Origin of the sequence: Solibacillus sp. FSL H8-0523, assembly GCF_038051985.1 — a bacterium.
Classification (GTDB): domain Bacteria; phylum Bacillota; class Bacilli; order Bacillales_A; family Planococcaceae; genus Solibacillus.
The window spans coordinates 319,022-334,258 of record NZ_CP150291.1 but is presented as its reverse complement, the minus strand read 5'-3'; the positions used below and the strand labels follow the sequence as shown (position 1 = coordinate 334,258).

The window sequence follows — 15,237 nt, the reverse complement described above, 5'->3', positions numbered from 1 at the left end:
ATTTTATTCAAAAAAAGGCTACTCAATTCACGATTATTGAGCAGCTTGTAAATACATCTTCAACAGATTACGGCTAACTCCAAATCTTTAAAAATGCGGTATAAAGGTTATCTACACGGCTATCAATCGCTTGCTTATTCCAAATTAGAAGCTCTGCAATTTGATGATTATGCTTAATTGCACTCGTTTTATAAATTTCCTTTTTCACATCAAAGGCTTGGTTACCACCACTGCTATTTTTCGTGCCTAATAAAACGGTCATATTTCCGATACTGTGCGTGTACTTTTCTCTTTCCTCTTCAACCGCAAAGATCGCATGCCACTCACTTGATTTGTTTGGTGTTTGCGGAAGAATATGTTCAAGATTTACATGCTGGGCATCTTCAAAAACCTTAACCTCATCTTTATTTTCGTAATTATAAATTTCACGTAGAATATATCTCAATGCCTTTTTATCGTTTGGCGTGATTATCTGGCGATTTTTAAAGTTATTCTTTAATAGTTCGCCCTTCGTCATTTTCTGTTCAATTTCCAAGATGACTTCTTCTTCAGTAAAATCATTTAAATAAATTTTTTGAGCCAGTGCCGGATAAAATTGCTCTAACGTATTAGCTACTGCTTGTGAAATAAAAATATTTCTTATGTGTAAATTTAAGAGTTTTTGAATGACATTATTTACTGTCTCTAACCTATATCCCTTCAATTCCATTGCAACAACAACCGTCTTATATTGGTGCGCTGAAAACATACCCAATGTTTCAACTAAAGCTTGGTAACGTTTCGAATTCGCCTCATCAATGTCATAGCGCATACGTGGTGCATCTAGGTATAAATACGTTTTTGAAGCTTTTTTTAATTCCGCTAAAGTTATATTCGCCTGTTTTTGATCTGCAATTTTATTATTTTTTTCAATTGCTTTATAGGCACCCGCTTCAGAAGTTTTGCCGTTAAATGTAGAGGCGTATGCTACTAAAAATTTATTTTTATTGATGCCATCTAAATTCTTCTCAATTTCATCCCACTCGCTTTTAATATCATCTTCACCCAGTGCTCGAACTAACTGGTTTTTCAACACGTAAAAGTCGGCAATTTTCTTACCTGTATTGTTCAATGTCTCAAACATTTGATTAGCAATTTGCTCGTTTGTTGTTTCCAGTACAATAACAAGGACTTGCTCAAGAATCGCCTGCAATAAACCCTTTAAACTATGTGCTAGGTCTCGATTCAAAAATGTTTTATCAATCATCATTGAAACTTCGATATAGTTTGTTTCTAATGCTTTTTGCTCATCTGTCATTTGTTCAAGTGAATTAGGATTCCCCTCTATAACGAAACTTTGGAAAAATTCATTTGTTTTTTGCTTTTCAAACGACAACTTATACTTTGTTTCACTTGTAAATAAATCATTATCAACAATATATTTCTGCTTCACTTTCGTAATGAAGCTTTGATCAAAATTAGGAATTTGCTTTAATTTATTTAAAATCGCGCAAATAATAAGAATTGTTGAAACAGTACGCTGTTGACCATCATAAATATTTACAAAATCCTTTTCTTTAAACAAAGTAATAAAGTTCAAAATATGCTGGTCTACTTTATTTTCATAAACATTACAAAAATCATAAAACAAACGGGAAATTTGTGGTTTTCCCCATTCATACGGTCTTTGTGTATACGGGATTTTCATGATCCCATATGAAATTTCTAAATATTCTCTGAGCTTTAAACCTCGTGCTTCAAGTACTTTATCCATATCAAATCTCCTATTTTAAATCTATTATTCCTCCTAATGTAAACTATTAATAGTTTTAGATCAATAAATGCATGCCTCATGCCCTAGAAATAACACATATTGAAAACTCAAAATAATCTGTTCGCCTGTTTCTTTAACATCACCTCTCCGAACTTCCCCCCCATCGCCATTCCTGTTGGCACATTCCTACCACACAAAAAGATAAGAGTTCTTTAAGATATTCAGAAAATACATTGTCGTCTTTAACAATACGACCTTATGTTTTTTTTACAACTTCGCAAAACCAAAACACCTTACAAACCAAAAGAAAACACACCCGATCCTAAAACAAAGACAAGTTCAAAAAATCCGCCTGTTCAAATCCACGCGAAAAAATTTTTTCAACAAGCTTTCCCTTTTTTCGAATTTTGATGACATATATCTAGTAAGGGACCCAAAATGACGAAGGAGGAATTTTTATGCAACTACTCACAAATGAAAAACCATTGATGGCGTTACCACTACTCGGTGTCGTGCTCGGACTTGAGCAGGCGATGATCTTACAACAGCTCCATTACCGCCTACAGCCAATTAAAGCAAAGGGGAACGAGGAAGCCTGGTACTGCCAATCGCTCGACAGCTGGCACAAGCAATTTCCTTTTTGGAGCAGCTCAAAAATCAAACACAGCATTCGCAAATTAGAAAACGAAGGAATCGTCTACTCGACGGACAAGTTCAACCGCTTTTCTGTGGACCGCACAAAATGGTACACGATTGATTACGAAAAATTGCAGCACATCTTACACACCTATATCGCCCAAACAACACTCAGCGAACAAGAAGTAGAAGCGATCACAAACGCATTTTCATCGCATGGTGGTAAAGCCTTCCCAGTAACTACCGACACAAAGAAAAAACAAAGCAGCAAAGCGATCTATACCAACAAGCTTGCCGCGCAAATCGATGAGGTGCTCAACTACCTTAACGAAAAAACTGGTAAGCATTTCAGCCTCAAAACGCAGGCTAACCGCAATTTTATTAGCGGCCGCATCAATGACGGCTACACGGTGGAAGATTGCAAGCTCGTCATTGATGAACAAACGCAATGCTGGCTCGGCAGTTTAGAAATGGAAAAATATTTGCGCCCGATGACGCTGTTTCGCCCTTCGAATTTTGAGAGCTATTTAAACGAAGCACGCGCACGCAACATGGTACAGTGCAGTTTTCCGGAGCCGTTTGAACCTGATTATAGTGCTGGTGAGGATTGGTAACATGAAAAAGGCGTTTTTGGAGCAAAGCATTTTAGGGACGATGCTTGAGGTAAATGACCAGGAGTTTTCGGCGATTTTTACAAGTAAAACAAGCCGCAGTCTCAAGCAAATGGCCAAGGAATTCAATTGCCCTATCGTTTGCCAGTCGCAGCTAAACCGCAACGTCAAAGCGCGCGGCAACAAGCGCCCATGACACAGCCAACAACCGTCTACCTGCTGCTCATGGACATGGTGAAGCATGAACAAAACTTCGGTGCCTACCGGATTTACCTCGCACTAACAAAGGGCTACCGCAAAAGCACGATCCCATCGAAAGCATTAACGATGTGCCCTTTACCGATGCCGAACTCGAGAAGCTCAGGCGCATGGAGCAACAGGACGTGCTCGGCATCAACCGCATTAAGCTCTACGCCACACAGGCAAAGGAATTCCATTGCCATGACGAAAAAAAGTAGGCCTTCTACTTTGCCGAAAACCCCGTTGCTGCACAAAAGCTACACGAGCAGCATTTCGGTGACCTCGCCGTAAAGTGGCATCGTGTGTACAAGGAATACCGCTTTCAAGAGTTACTGCTTGGTTCAGGCGAAATGGTTTACTTTCTGGATTTAAAGGCGCGACTGATGGAATTCCCGGTATTTGTCGGGGTGCTGAGGGTTGGGGTGGCATATGATTTTCATATAAGATGAGGAAACCCCTGAGCCTAGATTGGTTCGGGGGTTTTGACATATTTGGAGGAATTTCATATGAAAATATTCCTATTGAAGATGTTATAATCAACATAACAATAGACAGAAGGTTAGGATGGATGATTTTGAAAAAACAAGTACACGTTGTTGGCGCAATTATTGAAAATGAGCACCAAGAAATTTATTGTGCGCTCCGTAGCCCGAAAATGTCACTACCGAACTTATGGGAATTTCCTGGTGGAAAAATCGAAGCCGATGAAACACCACAACAAGCATTGATACGTGAAATTTCGGAAGAATTCACTTGTGAGATTTCAGTTGGCGATAAAGTAGAAGACACTACATATGATTACGGCACGTTCGTTGTTCGTTTAGAAACGTATATGGCAAAAATCATCGCGGGTACTCCTGTAGCACTTGAACATGCCGAAGCAAAATGGGTAAAACGTGATGCTCTTCATGAACTTGAATTTGCACCAGCAGATCTACCAGCAGTTGAAAAATTAAGAAAATAATTAGTTAAGGTGGCATTGCTTATGGAGCAGATTATCAAGAAGCTTGAAAACTCTTTATATAGAGGTTTTATCGATCAAAATAGAGCTGTTTCTTCAAACTTTAAACCAAAATTGTTATCCAATAAAACACATGAAAATGTATTAACGACTCTTTTACAAGAATTGAAAACGTGTAAGTCGTTCACCTTCTCTGTTGCATTCATTACTGAAGGTGGTCTCGCTACATTAAAAACGATGCTCTATGATTTGCAGAAAAAAGGGATTAAGGGTCGCATTTTAACATCTACTTTCCTGCATTTCAATCAGCCAAAAATGTTTAAAGAGCTGCTAAAGCTAACAAATGTAGATGTGCGAATTACGGATATTAAAGGGTTTCATTCTAAGGGCTATATTTTCGAGCACGAAGAGTATTATTCATTAATCGTAGGGAGTTCAAACCTTACCGATAGTGCTTTAAAAGCCAATTACGAATGGAATGTCTATTTAAATTCATTAGAAAACGGCGAAATAATTCAGCATTTCAAAAATCAATATGAACAAGCATGGAGCGAAGCAACGATTCTCTCTGAAGAATGGATTGCGTCTTATCAGCCTATTTATTTAGAAAATATGCAGCAGCCTTCAAAAGTTGCTTCCACGCCGCTTTATGTGACAAATCCATTAAAAGATAGCCTATTAATCCAACCAAATAAAATGCAAACCGCTGCATTAGAGCAATTAAAAGCCTTACGTGCAGCTGGTGCTCAAAAAGGGCTCATTATTTCTGCGACCGGCACAGGAAAAACCTATCTTTCCGCATTTGATGTGCGAAATGCCGCGCCAAAGCGATTACTATTCGTTGTACACCGCGAGCAAATTTTAACAAAGGCTATGGCAGACTATCGCAAAATTTTATTAGGTAACGATGAGGATTACGGAATTTTATCCGGCACGTCGAAAAATACGGATGCCCGTTACTTATTCGCTACCGTACAAACCATGTCGCGCGATCCTTATTTACAGCAATTCGCAAAAGACCATTTCGATTACATTTTAATCGATGAAGTTCACCGTGCTGGTGCTGAATCTTATTTGAAAATCATTCATTATTTCACGCCTCAATTTTTACTCGGCATGACCGCAACACCAGAGCGTACGGATAACTTCAATATTTATGAGCTATTTGATTACAATATTGCCTATGAAATTCGTCTGCAAGAAGCATTAGAGGAAGACATGCTTTGCCCATTTCACTATTTCGGTGTAACCGATTATATAAAAGATGAGGAAGTCATTGACGAAACTGCTGATTTACAAAAGCTGATTGTCAAAGAGCGTGTCGAGCATATTCTTGAAAAAATCGACTACTATGGTTTTTCAGGAACACGCGTGAAGGGATTAATGTTCTGTAGTAAAAAAGAAGAAGCCCGTGAGCTTTCGAAAATATTAAATCATCGTGGGTTGAAAACATGTGCCCTGACTGGTGAGGATTCACAGGAAACACGCGAACATGCGATCGAGCAACTTCGAACTGGTGAGTTAGACTATATTCTTACAGTAGACATTTTTAATGAAGGCATTGATATCCCATTTTTAAATCAAATCGTCATGCTACGCCAAACACAATCAAGCATTATCTTCATTCAGCAGCTTGGTCGCGGTTTGCGAAAGCATGACACTAAAGATTATGTAGCGATTATCGATTTTATCGGCAACTATAAAAACAACTATTTAATTCCGATTGCCCTTTCAGGTGATAAAACGATGAATAAGGATAATGTTCGCCGAAATACGGTAAATACCGATTATATTCGAGGCATCTCAACGATTAACTTTGAGGAAATCGCAAAGAAACAAATTTTCGATGCAATTAAGAATACCAATCTCTCAACGTTAAAAACACTGAAAGATAGCTATTTAGAAGTGAAAAATCGCATTGGGCGCATTCCATTATTAGCTGATTTTATTGAACAAAATTCGTTAGATCCAGAAGTAATTATTGGTTATATTCCGACTTATTATGAATTCTTATTAAAAATGAAGGCAGATATTGCCCCAATTACAGATTACGAAAAATCAGTGCTATCACTAATCGGTAAAGATTTTCTATCCGGCAAACGAATTCATGAAATTTTGCTATTAAAGCTGTTAGCAGAAAATGAATCCATTTCTGAACAAGAATACATCTCAGCTTTAAAAAAAGAGAATGCCTATATTTCCGAAGACACAATCGCGGGTATTGAAAATGTCTTTTCTCTACAATTTTTCGTAGACGTTGATAAAAAGAAATTTGGCCAAAAGCCTGTCATTATTAAAATGGATTCACACTACCGTTTTAATGAAGAACTCGAACTGTCACTTCAAGATTCGAATTTCAAACAGTACTTTATGGATTTACTTGCATGTGCATTTATTAAGAATGCGAACTATGACAATCATGAGCCATTTAAGCTGTATGAAAAATATTCGCGCCGTGAAGTATGTCGTTTATTAGATTGGGATAAAAACGAAGAAGGTACACTAAACGGCGGTCGTCCGAAAAGCGGTGACTTCCCAATTTTCGTAAACTATCACAAAAATGATGACAATGATACTGAAACAAAATATATGGATGAATTTTTAGCAACTGACGCCTTTAGATGGTGCTCCACTAAAAATCGCTATATTAAATCGAAAGAGATGCAAGTTCTGATCAATTCTGTTGCAAACGGCACAAATGTTTACCTCTTTGTGAAAAAGGATAACGGTGAGGGCAAGGACTTCTATTATCTTGGACGCGGAACGGTCAATCCAACTTCTGCAAAAGAAGATAAAATTTTCGATAAAGGTGCTTACCACCCTGTTGTAACGATGGAAATGGTGTTAGAGCAGCCAATTCAATACGATATTTATCATTATTTAGTTGAAGAATAAAAAGAACGCTTCTACAGGGAACGGGTTCGGAACTCGGGGAGAAAACATTAAATAGCATACCAATTGGGGACGCAATTCGCATATGAATTGATGTCCCTGTTTTTGTTATTATATCAACGTTTTGACTTAAAATTCAGGTGAATTGGCATAGCTATTAGCATGGTAATTCACAACACCGCATAAAATTATGTTCCGTTGCGAATTACAGTGTTAATTATACTGTTAAAACTCTGTTAATTTGTTAAAAAGTAGTTGTTATAAAAATAAGTTTCGAAATAGTTAAATTTATTGAAGGGAAGAGAGCCCTTTTATGGCAAAATAGATTATAGTTAAAGTATTCCATTTAGTTAAATATCAGGTAATGGACTTTTGTAAACTTTTCTCTAGAAATTAGTTTGTTGTAACCGGTTATTTTAATTTTTTCGAATGTCGGAGGTAAAACGGTAGTTTAATTAAGTTTTTTAAGAAACCTATAATTAAAAAGGAGGAACTCTTTTGTTTTTATATCATATGGTTATTCACCGTGATTTCTACGAAAATATAAGTCCCCAAACCGTTTTAAAGGAAGGATTAAATCACAAGACAGCAACTAAGTGGTATTCCAATAGTGCCAATCTATTTCCAGATTTAACGGACCGTTTTAGACCAGTAAATTTACCGAAATGGATTGATTTTAAAGTTGCTTTCGTAGTAGACCTAGAAGTTGACGATAGTCCCCACTATCGATTCCCAGTGTTTAGTGAGAAAATTTTGGTTTTTAACCGAGATATATCAAGTGATTTATTTGCTTATATTGAGGACATGTATGATGGTGGCAAAGGGCGTATGATTGAGGGATTGCCTTCAAAGGAAGATTTAGTGAAAAATTATTGGTCAAGTATGAACACTCTCGCAGATTATTTGAAAAATAAGCCTTTTAATAACCCTGAAGTTTATATTTTTGAACAAGTTCCTGCAAAGTTAATTGACTATATAGAGTGATTTCCTTTCATCAATTGGGCGCAATTGTCGAACAAATTACAACAATAAAATATAGCAAGTAAAAACGCACAGACAACACTGTGCGTTTTTTTTTGCTATTTATACTGTTAATTATAGTGCAAATCATATGCTGATTAGGGTGGTAATTGAAGTGCGTTTTAGCGTTTTCTCCCCATCAACCGAACCCGTTATTCTACAGGGATTTTCCTTTGTAGAAGCGTTTTATTAATGTTATTTATTTACTTCAATGATAGCCTTTATTTTATCAAGGTCCTTTAAATGATTTTCGGATCTAGTATAATTACAATCAAATTCAATTAACCAATTACAAAATTCTTCAAATCCCTGCGCTGTCTTCGGAATGTCTTGAATTTTATGCTCGATAAATCTTCCCCATTCCTCCCAAATTTTATAAGACCATGATTCATAACCAAATGAAAAGCAATTAATACCAGTTAAATAATCTTCCTGCTCAATAAACTCATCAACTTGAATTTCTAAACCATACGTATCATCAATTTCACCATTATCTCCATCACCTAAACACCAAAAAACTTTAATGCTTTTTTCAGATGTAATTTCATATTCACTTTCATATTTTACATAACTCATAAGGTACTCACCCCTTATTTAATAAAAGCCACTATTCTTTTACTTCCCCCCGAAAAACCTCTCGCTTATGCCACTTAAAATACTTCTTATTCTCTTCAACTCGCGCTACACGCATCTTGTCATGAATGCCGTATTTCACATAGTCAATCGGCGCGATTTCCGGTGAAATATGGATCTTGCCTGTGCCGTCAAAGGCAATATAGCCGCGCGTGTACAAGGCATCATGATTGCTGCACAGTAAAATGCCGTTGTACGGATCGAGTCGCTCCTCATCCGTTGCGTCTTTCCACGGCTTTGAGTGACTCGCCTGTAGGAGCTCCGGTAAATCAATGCCGCAGAGCGCACAGTGATGATCCCATAACGGGGCGAGCTGCTTGTGGAATTTTTGCTGGCCTTTACGGATTTTCACTTTCGCCTCGGCTTCCGTTTCAATTAAAATCGGTGCTAATGTATGACGTTCTTTTTGTGCAATGGGCCCGATAGCAAACTCGAGCTGCTCTTCGTTTTCCTCGTAAATATTGGCATCACTCATTAGCTCGAGTAATTTGATCGCCAGCATTTCGTTGCATGGATATAAAAAGCCCTGATTGCCGTCGCCGTTATGCTGAAATGGCGAATATTTGACCGGTAGTAGCGGTTTGATTTGCGCAAAGTTCGCTTTAATCGAAATTGGCTGATGTAGCGCCTCATACGCTGATGCGAATACATTGCCGAGCTCTTTTGCCTCATCAAATGGATTTTCGCCAATTTGGCAATCCTCCTGCGCAATACTCATCGCAACGATTTCGCCCTTTACTAGATGGAAAATCGCATCACCCTGTTTGACTTCGGTCATACGCTCCCACGAATGCGGCGTTTGCCCACTCGTATCATAAATCGAACACCACACGACGCCTGTTTCCTTCGCCTGTTCATATGTTTTGCCTTGCATGACTATATAAAAATTCATCCCCGAACACCCTTTAACTGCTTTTCTTATTAGTTTATCACTGATCGAAAATTTCATAGCGAATTTCGCTCAGACACCAAATTTGTCGAATCTAGTTACTATAATAAACACATGAAAATGTTACCAAACATGAACTGCACCCCATTTGTTAGACATATTCAATGAAAGAAGGTATTGATCCGAGAAGGATTAATGCCTTTTTTATTGAACTTATTTACTAACGGGCAGAATAATGGATTTAAGCAATTAAAGATTGCCAAATTCAATTTTTAGTATCGAGGAATTACGCTTTGTAGAATTAGACCTAACATTGTAATTCGCATTTCCTCCTGAAGCAACCCGTCCTAGAACGGGTTAGCTTTACTGAGATTTTAAAAATAAATAGCTATATTGTCACTTTATATTACTTCATCTGTTGGCTAGGTTGAATCTTTCTTAACCCATAAAACTGCATGACGTTTTTTGCTCATATAAATCATTTCAATTCCCACCTTTTCATGTTTTTTAATTAACAAAATTAATATTGACGAGTACGCATATAATTTTCTACTTTTCTTTTGTTCTCTTCAGAGATTTTTTTCGCATGTTCATTATGAAGTGTTTTCTCAAGAGAGTTCTCACGTTTTGTAATAGTTATCGTGAGAGAAAATATGTTTAATATCATTTATTATCACCTCCTTAAAATACCCTGAAAAATGAAAAAAACCGTAGAGAGACTCCCCTACGGTAAAAAAAGGCACAAAAATACCGCAGGGGCACACTTCTCCCTGCGGTATGGGTATGCTTAATTACAAAAAAACCTTAAGCGATCCATTCCGATCTAGTCGAATGTGTGATTTTCATTTTTACTGAAGTTGTAACTACCACTGACATCAATTTAACGATAATGATCATTTCATTCGACCTCCTTAAGAATTTTTTATTTACTTTGTAAGTATATCTATCTTCAAGTTGTTTGTAAACATATTTTGGTTAATTTACCTCATTATGTTAATTATTAGAGTGACTCTTTGCTACTTTTACATTGTTAGTTAGCTAATTTTTTAAGGGAAGGTAATATCTAAAATAAGTGGGTAAATAACCAATAAAGTACTGATAATAAGCTAAAAGGAGTGTTTAAATGGAGTTAGTGTTTATTCGTCACGGTGAAGGAGAACATACATTAGAAATACCTAGTAGCCTACATATAGAAGACCCTGCATTAACTGCTAAAGGGATTGAACAAGCAAAACTTCTAAGAAATCAACTTCCATTAAACAATAATGATATTATTTTTATAAGCCCTATTAGAAGAACATTAGAAACTGCATACATTTGGAGTGAAAATATAGACTGTCGTAAAATTGTAAGCCCATTAGTGTCTCCTAGAATATTTCCAATTCGCCCAAGTTGTAGCACATTACCTTGTGATAAAATACTTGATTTAGAAGCAATTTTGGATTTTTATCCTACATTTGAAATTGATCGTAAAGCCCCTCGAAATATTTGGACTGAGGGCATAAATACTTTACCTGAAAAACAATTCATAAAACTTGCTGAAGAATTCATAGTGAATTGTAAGCGACGACAAAAAGAAAAGATATATATCGTATCACACGATGGTACAATTACTTCCTATCGCCAAATGATCTCTGGTCAAAGACTCTCAAGAAAAGATTTCCTGCAAGAAACAGATTGGTTTCAAATTACTTGTTGAACCAATGAGTGTATAGTATTTTAGGGAATATTATTTGAATCGTTTATTGCATAAAATCATGCTGAATAATTTATTTTAAAATCTCCCTATGAATCCCCCCTTTTATCTCATTGAAAAAACGGTTGAGAATATCTAGTCGTTAGTGATTAATTGGGTCTCTAATTTACTGTAAGACAAAAAGCGCTATTAAATCAATAAAAAATAGCCTACCAAATCAATGTCGATTTAGTAAGCTACTCGTTTGTGATTCAAAAGAGAACCCGTAACCATTCTAGGAAAGCGCTCTTTAAGATCCTTCTTATTTAAGCATATGGATATGGATTAATGTGGCTAAACGCATGCTTCTTTTTAAGCCCATATTTTTTCTCAAACCAATAAATCACCAGCACAACCCACGAAGAAGCAAGCGCCCAGCCAGCGAGTACATCTGTTAAATAATGATGCCCGACCGCTACACGAGAAAGCCCGATTACTACCGCAAGAATGATGGCAACAACCCAAATGGCAATTTTTGCGCCCCTTGTTTTCACATAAAGCGGCATCACATACGCAAATAACATCACAATTGCCAAGCTAATCATTGTGTGACCTGAAGGAAAACTATAGTTCGTTAAGTCCCCCGCTGTTTCTGGGCGCGTTCGGCCGATCAAATTTTTGGCAAGCTGGTTAATAGCAATCGTCCCACCAATCGTCAGTAACACAATCACTAAAAATCGGTAATTTTTCTTCACTAATAAACAGACAATTGTCGCCACAAGCGCCGCGATAATCACATATGTCCCGTAGCTATGAAAGAACTGCAGCACCGGATTCTCATACAAAATTTCTGCGGCACGTACATCGACTGCCTGCATCTTTTCAAACATCACTAACAAAATGAGAAATGCCATCATTCCAATTAGCGCAACTGTATATGCTACTTTTTTCATCTCATTTTATCCCCTCTCTATCAGGCTACTTTGTATACGTACTTTCGCTATTTTCCGTGAATTCCCTCCTTTTGTCGACTAAAAGTTTCCCCTCAAACCGACCGCGCGCACACTCCGCAAATCTCCAGTCCTGTGCCCTATTCCTTCGCCCTCCGAAAAAATGTTATAATCCTCTTTAACAATGGATTTCCATTACACCACGTTAACCTCGCTTAACAGAAAGGACGTACTATGCTAGCAAGATTTTTTACGTACTACAAACCGCATAAGAGGCTCTTCATCATCGACTTTTCCAGTGCGGTATTCGTAGCAATTTTAGAATTACTGTTTCCCTTAGCGGTGCAATGGTTTATCGATGACCTGCTCCCGACGAACGATTGGGGGATGATTACCAAAATCAGTGCGCTGTTACTCTTAACGTACATTATTAGTACCGGCATGAACTTTATCGTGAACTATTTAGGCCACAAGCTTGGGGTCAATATCGAAACCGATATGCGCCAGCAGCTGTTCAATCAAGTACAGCGCCAGCCGTATACGTTTTTCGATAATATGAAAACCGGGCATTTAATGAGCCGCATTACGAATGACCTGTTCGATATCGGCGAATTTGCGCATCACGGTCCTGAGGATTTATTTATCGCGATTATGACGTTCATCGGGGCGTTCTCGATTATGTACAACATAAATGCCACAATGGCGACGATCATTTTAATATTCGTGCCGTTTTTAATTGTGGTTATGTATTTAAGCAACAAGCGCATGAAAAAAGGTTGGACGGTGATGTATGGCGAGATTGCCAACGTCAACGGCCGCGTGGAGGACAGCTTTTCGGGGATTCGCGTTGTTAAATCATTTACCAACGAGGCATTTGAGAAGCAGCGTTTTAAAGAACAAAATGCCCTGTTCCGCAAGGCGAAAATCTATGCCTACAAAGTAATGGCCGGCACGCATTCAAGCATTTACATCTTAACTCGCCTACTGACATTAGTTGTGTTAGTTGTCGGGGCTTGGCTGGTGAATAATGACCAACTTTCTTACGGGGAATTTGCGAGCTTTATTTTATTTACGAGTGTCTTAATTAAGCCAATCGACAAAATTAGCGCACTCCTAGAATTGTATCCAAAAGGCATGGCAGGCTTTAAGCGTTTCTGTGATTTAATCGACCAGGAGCCAACGATTACCGACCGCCCTGATGCCATTGAAGTGAAGCATTTAAACGGGAATATTGCGTTTAATAACGTAAGCTTTAATTACGCCGACAGCAAGCAAGTATTAAACAATATTTCATTTAACGTGGAAGCTGGGAAAACGATTGCGTTCGTTGGTCCATCCGGCTCAGGAAAAACAACAATCAGCGCACTGATCCCGCGCTTTTATGACGTAACAGATGGCTCGATCACAATCGACGGTCATGATATCCGTGACCTTACGCAAGAATCCCTGCGTAAGCAAATCGGTACCGTACAGCAGGATGTCTTCCTATTTACTGGGACGGTTCGTGAAAACATCGCGTACGGCAAGCTCGGCGCAAGCTTTGAGGCTATACAAACCGCGGCAGCGCAGGCGAACTTACTGGAGTTCATCGAAAACCTACCAGACGGCTTTGAAACGGAAATCGGTGAGCGCGGTCTGAAATTATCAGGCGGTCAAAAGCAACGTCTGGCGATTGCACGAATGTTCTTAAAGAACCCGCCAATCTTAATTTTAGATGAAGCGACATCGGCACTCGATACGGCAACAGAGCGCATTATTCAACAATCGCTAAACGATTTAGCGAAAAACCGGACAACGTTAATTATCGCGCACCGCTTAGCAACGATTCGCGATGCAGATTATATTTTCGTTGTCACACCAAACGGCATCGAAGAGCAAGGCACATACGAAGAGCTTGTTGCAAAAGGCGGTATTTTCGCCGGATTGCATCACGCTTAACACATTAACTTCACGTTAGAATTCCATCTAGCGTGAGGCTTTTTTTAATAATTTTTTGGAAAAAGTTTGCATATTCTATATAATGGAGAAAATTACTGGGATGGTGATAAGGATGGCAATACCGATTATTGATTTGCACTGTGATGCCTTGCTTCGGTTATTTGAACGGGGTAATAATTTTACGAACGCCCCTACTTTAGATGTGAACTATGAGAAGTTGCAAGCTGGCAATGTCATGGCGCAGGCGTTTGCGATTTTTATTGAACCTGAGTTATCACTACAAGAAAAACGTGTGGCTGCCTACAAGCAAGTCGCGCATTTCCAAGCGCTAATCGAAGCAAATACGAACATGGTGCAACTAAAAAATTGGGAGGACTTTCATACGTTACAGCTCGGTCAAATTGGCGCGTTTTTAACGATTGAAGGCGTGGATTTTTTCGGTGGCAACCTTGATTTTTGGTATGAATTTTACACGTTTGGCGTCCTAGCAATTGGCTTAACATGGAACGTTCCAAATGAAGCAGCAGACGGTTTACATAGCAATTTAGGGCGCGGTGTCACAAGTTTTGGCCATGACATTATCAAGCTGAACAACGAGCACAAAATTATCACTGACGTCACGCACCTCCACGAGCAAAGCTTTTGGCATGTGATGGAGCATGCGGATTATGTGATTGCCTCACACTCTAATGCGACTTCGGTCTATCCGCACGAGCGCAATTTAACCGATGCGCAAATCCGTGCGATGATTTCAAAAAATGCGCCGATGCATGTCGTGTATTTCCCTGAATTTATCAATGGGCAAAAACAGGCGTCACTGCGGGATTTAATCAATCATATTGATCACATTGCTTCCCTTGGTGGCAAGCATTTAATCGGCCTTGGCTCTGATTTTGACGGGATTTCAACGAAGGTTACCGGACTTGAGCATGCCGGTATGCATCAGAATTTGGTGAATGAATTATTGAAGTATTACCGTGAGGAAGAGGTGCGCGGCTTTTGTTATCAAAACTTTTTAAATCACCTGCCGAAGTAGCGT

At 38.4% G+C, this 15,237-nt stretch carries 13 protein-coding genes; 8 read left to right on the top strand and 5 right to left on the bottom strand.

Features of this window, described 5'->3' with window-relative positions; translation table 11 throughout:
• Nucleotides 1-73: 73 nt before the first annotated feature.
• A complete protein-coding gene (locus NSQ62_RS01625; protein WP_341322199.1) occupies nt 74-1,753 on the bottom strand; it encodes a DUF262 domain-containing HNH endonuclease family protein in 1,680 nt (559 codons plus the stop codon).
• Nucleotides 1,754-2,211: 458 nt separating this feature from the next.
• On the opposite strand from NSQ62_RS01625, the gene NSQ62_RS01620 reads away from it, so the two are divergent.
• From NSQ62_RS01620 to NSQ62_RS01600, 5 genes are all read left to right on the top strand, one after another.
• The gene (locus NSQ62_RS01620; RefSeq protein WP_341322198.1) at nt 2,212-3,003 is read left to right on the top strand and encodes a conserved phage C-terminal domain-containing protein; all 792 of its coding nucleotides are present in this window, start codon (nt 2,212-2,214) and stop codon (nt 3,001-3,003) included.
• Nucleotide 3,004: 1 nt separating this feature from the next.
• Nucleotides 3,005-3,196 carry a DnaB-like helicase C-terminal domain-containing protein gene (locus tag NSQ62_RS01615; protein ID WP_341322197.1) on the top strand — a complete coding sequence of 64 codons (192 nt, stop codon included), beginning with the start codon at nt 3,005-3,007 and terminating at the stop codon, nt 3,194-3,196.
• Between the two features lie 618 nt (nt 3,197-3,814).
• Entirely contained in the window at nt 3,815-4,204 is a 390-nt protein-coding gene (locus NSQ62_RS01610; RefSeq protein WP_341322196.1) for a (deoxy)nucleoside triphosphate pyrophosphohydrolase, read from the top strand.
• A 21-nt stretch (nt 4,205-4,225) separates the two neighbouring features.
• On the top strand, nt 4,226-7,096 hold the full coding sequence (locus NSQ62_RS01605) for a DEAD/DEAH box helicase (RefSeq protein WP_341322195.1): 2,871 nt from the start codon (nt 4,226-4,228) through the stop codon (nt 7,094-7,096).
• A 495-nt stretch (nt 7,097-7,591) separates the two neighbouring features.
• Complete coding sequence (locus NSQ62_RS01600; protein WP_341322194.1) at nt 7,592-8,077, top strand: hypothetical protein; 486 nt, start codon at nt 7,592-7,594, stop codon at nt 8,075-8,077.
• Nucleotides 8,078-8,308: 231 nt separating this feature from the next.
• Here the strand turns inward: NSQ62_RS01600 and NSQ62_RS01595 are convergent, their stop codons facing one another.
• The 3 genes from NSQ62_RS01595 to NSQ62_RS01585 all read right to left on the bottom strand — a co-directional run bounded on the left by NSQ62_RS01595 (nt 8,309) and on the right by NSQ62_RS01585 (nt 10,302).
• Entirely contained in the window at nt 8,309-8,689 is a 381-nt protein-coding gene (locus tag NSQ62_RS01595; protein WP_341322193.1) for a hypothetical protein, read from the bottom strand.
• A 31-nt stretch (nt 8,690-8,720) separates the two neighbouring features.
• On the bottom strand, nt 8,721-9,638 hold the full coding sequence (locus tag NSQ62_RS01590; RefSeq protein WP_341322192.1) for an HNH endonuclease: 918 nt from the start codon (nt 9,636-9,638) through the stop codon (nt 8,721-8,723).
• A 517-nt stretch (nt 9,639-10,155) separates the two neighbouring features.
• Nucleotides 10,156-10,302: a YrzI family small protein gene (locus tag NSQ62_RS01585; RefSeq protein WP_341322191.1), complete on the bottom strand. Its 147-nt coding sequence runs from the start codon at nt 10,300-10,302 to the stop codon at nt 10,156-10,158.
• A gap of 456 nt (nt 10,303-10,758) precedes the next feature.
• Between NSQ62_RS01585 and NSQ62_RS01580 the strand changes: the two genes are divergently transcribed.
• A complete protein-coding gene (locus tag NSQ62_RS01580; RefSeq protein WP_341322190.1) occupies nt 10,759-11,334 on the top strand; it encodes a histidine phosphatase family protein in 576 nt (191 codons plus the stop codon).
• Nucleotides 11,335-11,636: 302 nt separating this feature from the next.
• On the opposite strand, the gene NSQ62_RS01575 is transcribed toward NSQ62_RS01580, so the two are convergent.
• Entirely contained in the window at nt 11,637-12,263 is a 627-nt protein-coding gene (locus NSQ62_RS01575) for a phosphatase PAP2 family protein (RefSeq protein WP_341322189.1), read from the bottom strand.
• Between the two features lie 231 nt (nt 12,264-12,494).
• Here NSQ62_RS01575 and NSQ62_RS01570 point away from each other — a divergent pair, with 231 nt between their 5' ends.
• Together NSQ62_RS01570 and NSQ62_RS01565 are read left to right on the top strand one after the other, a co-directional pair.
• Nucleotides 12,495-14,198, top strand: coding sequence for an ABC transporter ATP-binding protein (locus tag NSQ62_RS01570; protein WP_341322188.1), 1,704 nt, complete (start codon nt 12,495-12,497; stop codon nt 14,196-14,198).
• A 112-nt stretch (nt 14,199-14,310) separates the two neighbouring features.
• Complete coding sequence (locus NSQ62_RS01565; RefSeq protein WP_341322187.1) at nt 14,311-15,234, top strand: membrane dipeptidase; 924 nt, start codon at nt 14,311-14,313, stop codon at nt 15,232-15,234.
• Nucleotides 15,235-15,237 lie beyond the last annotated feature (3 nt).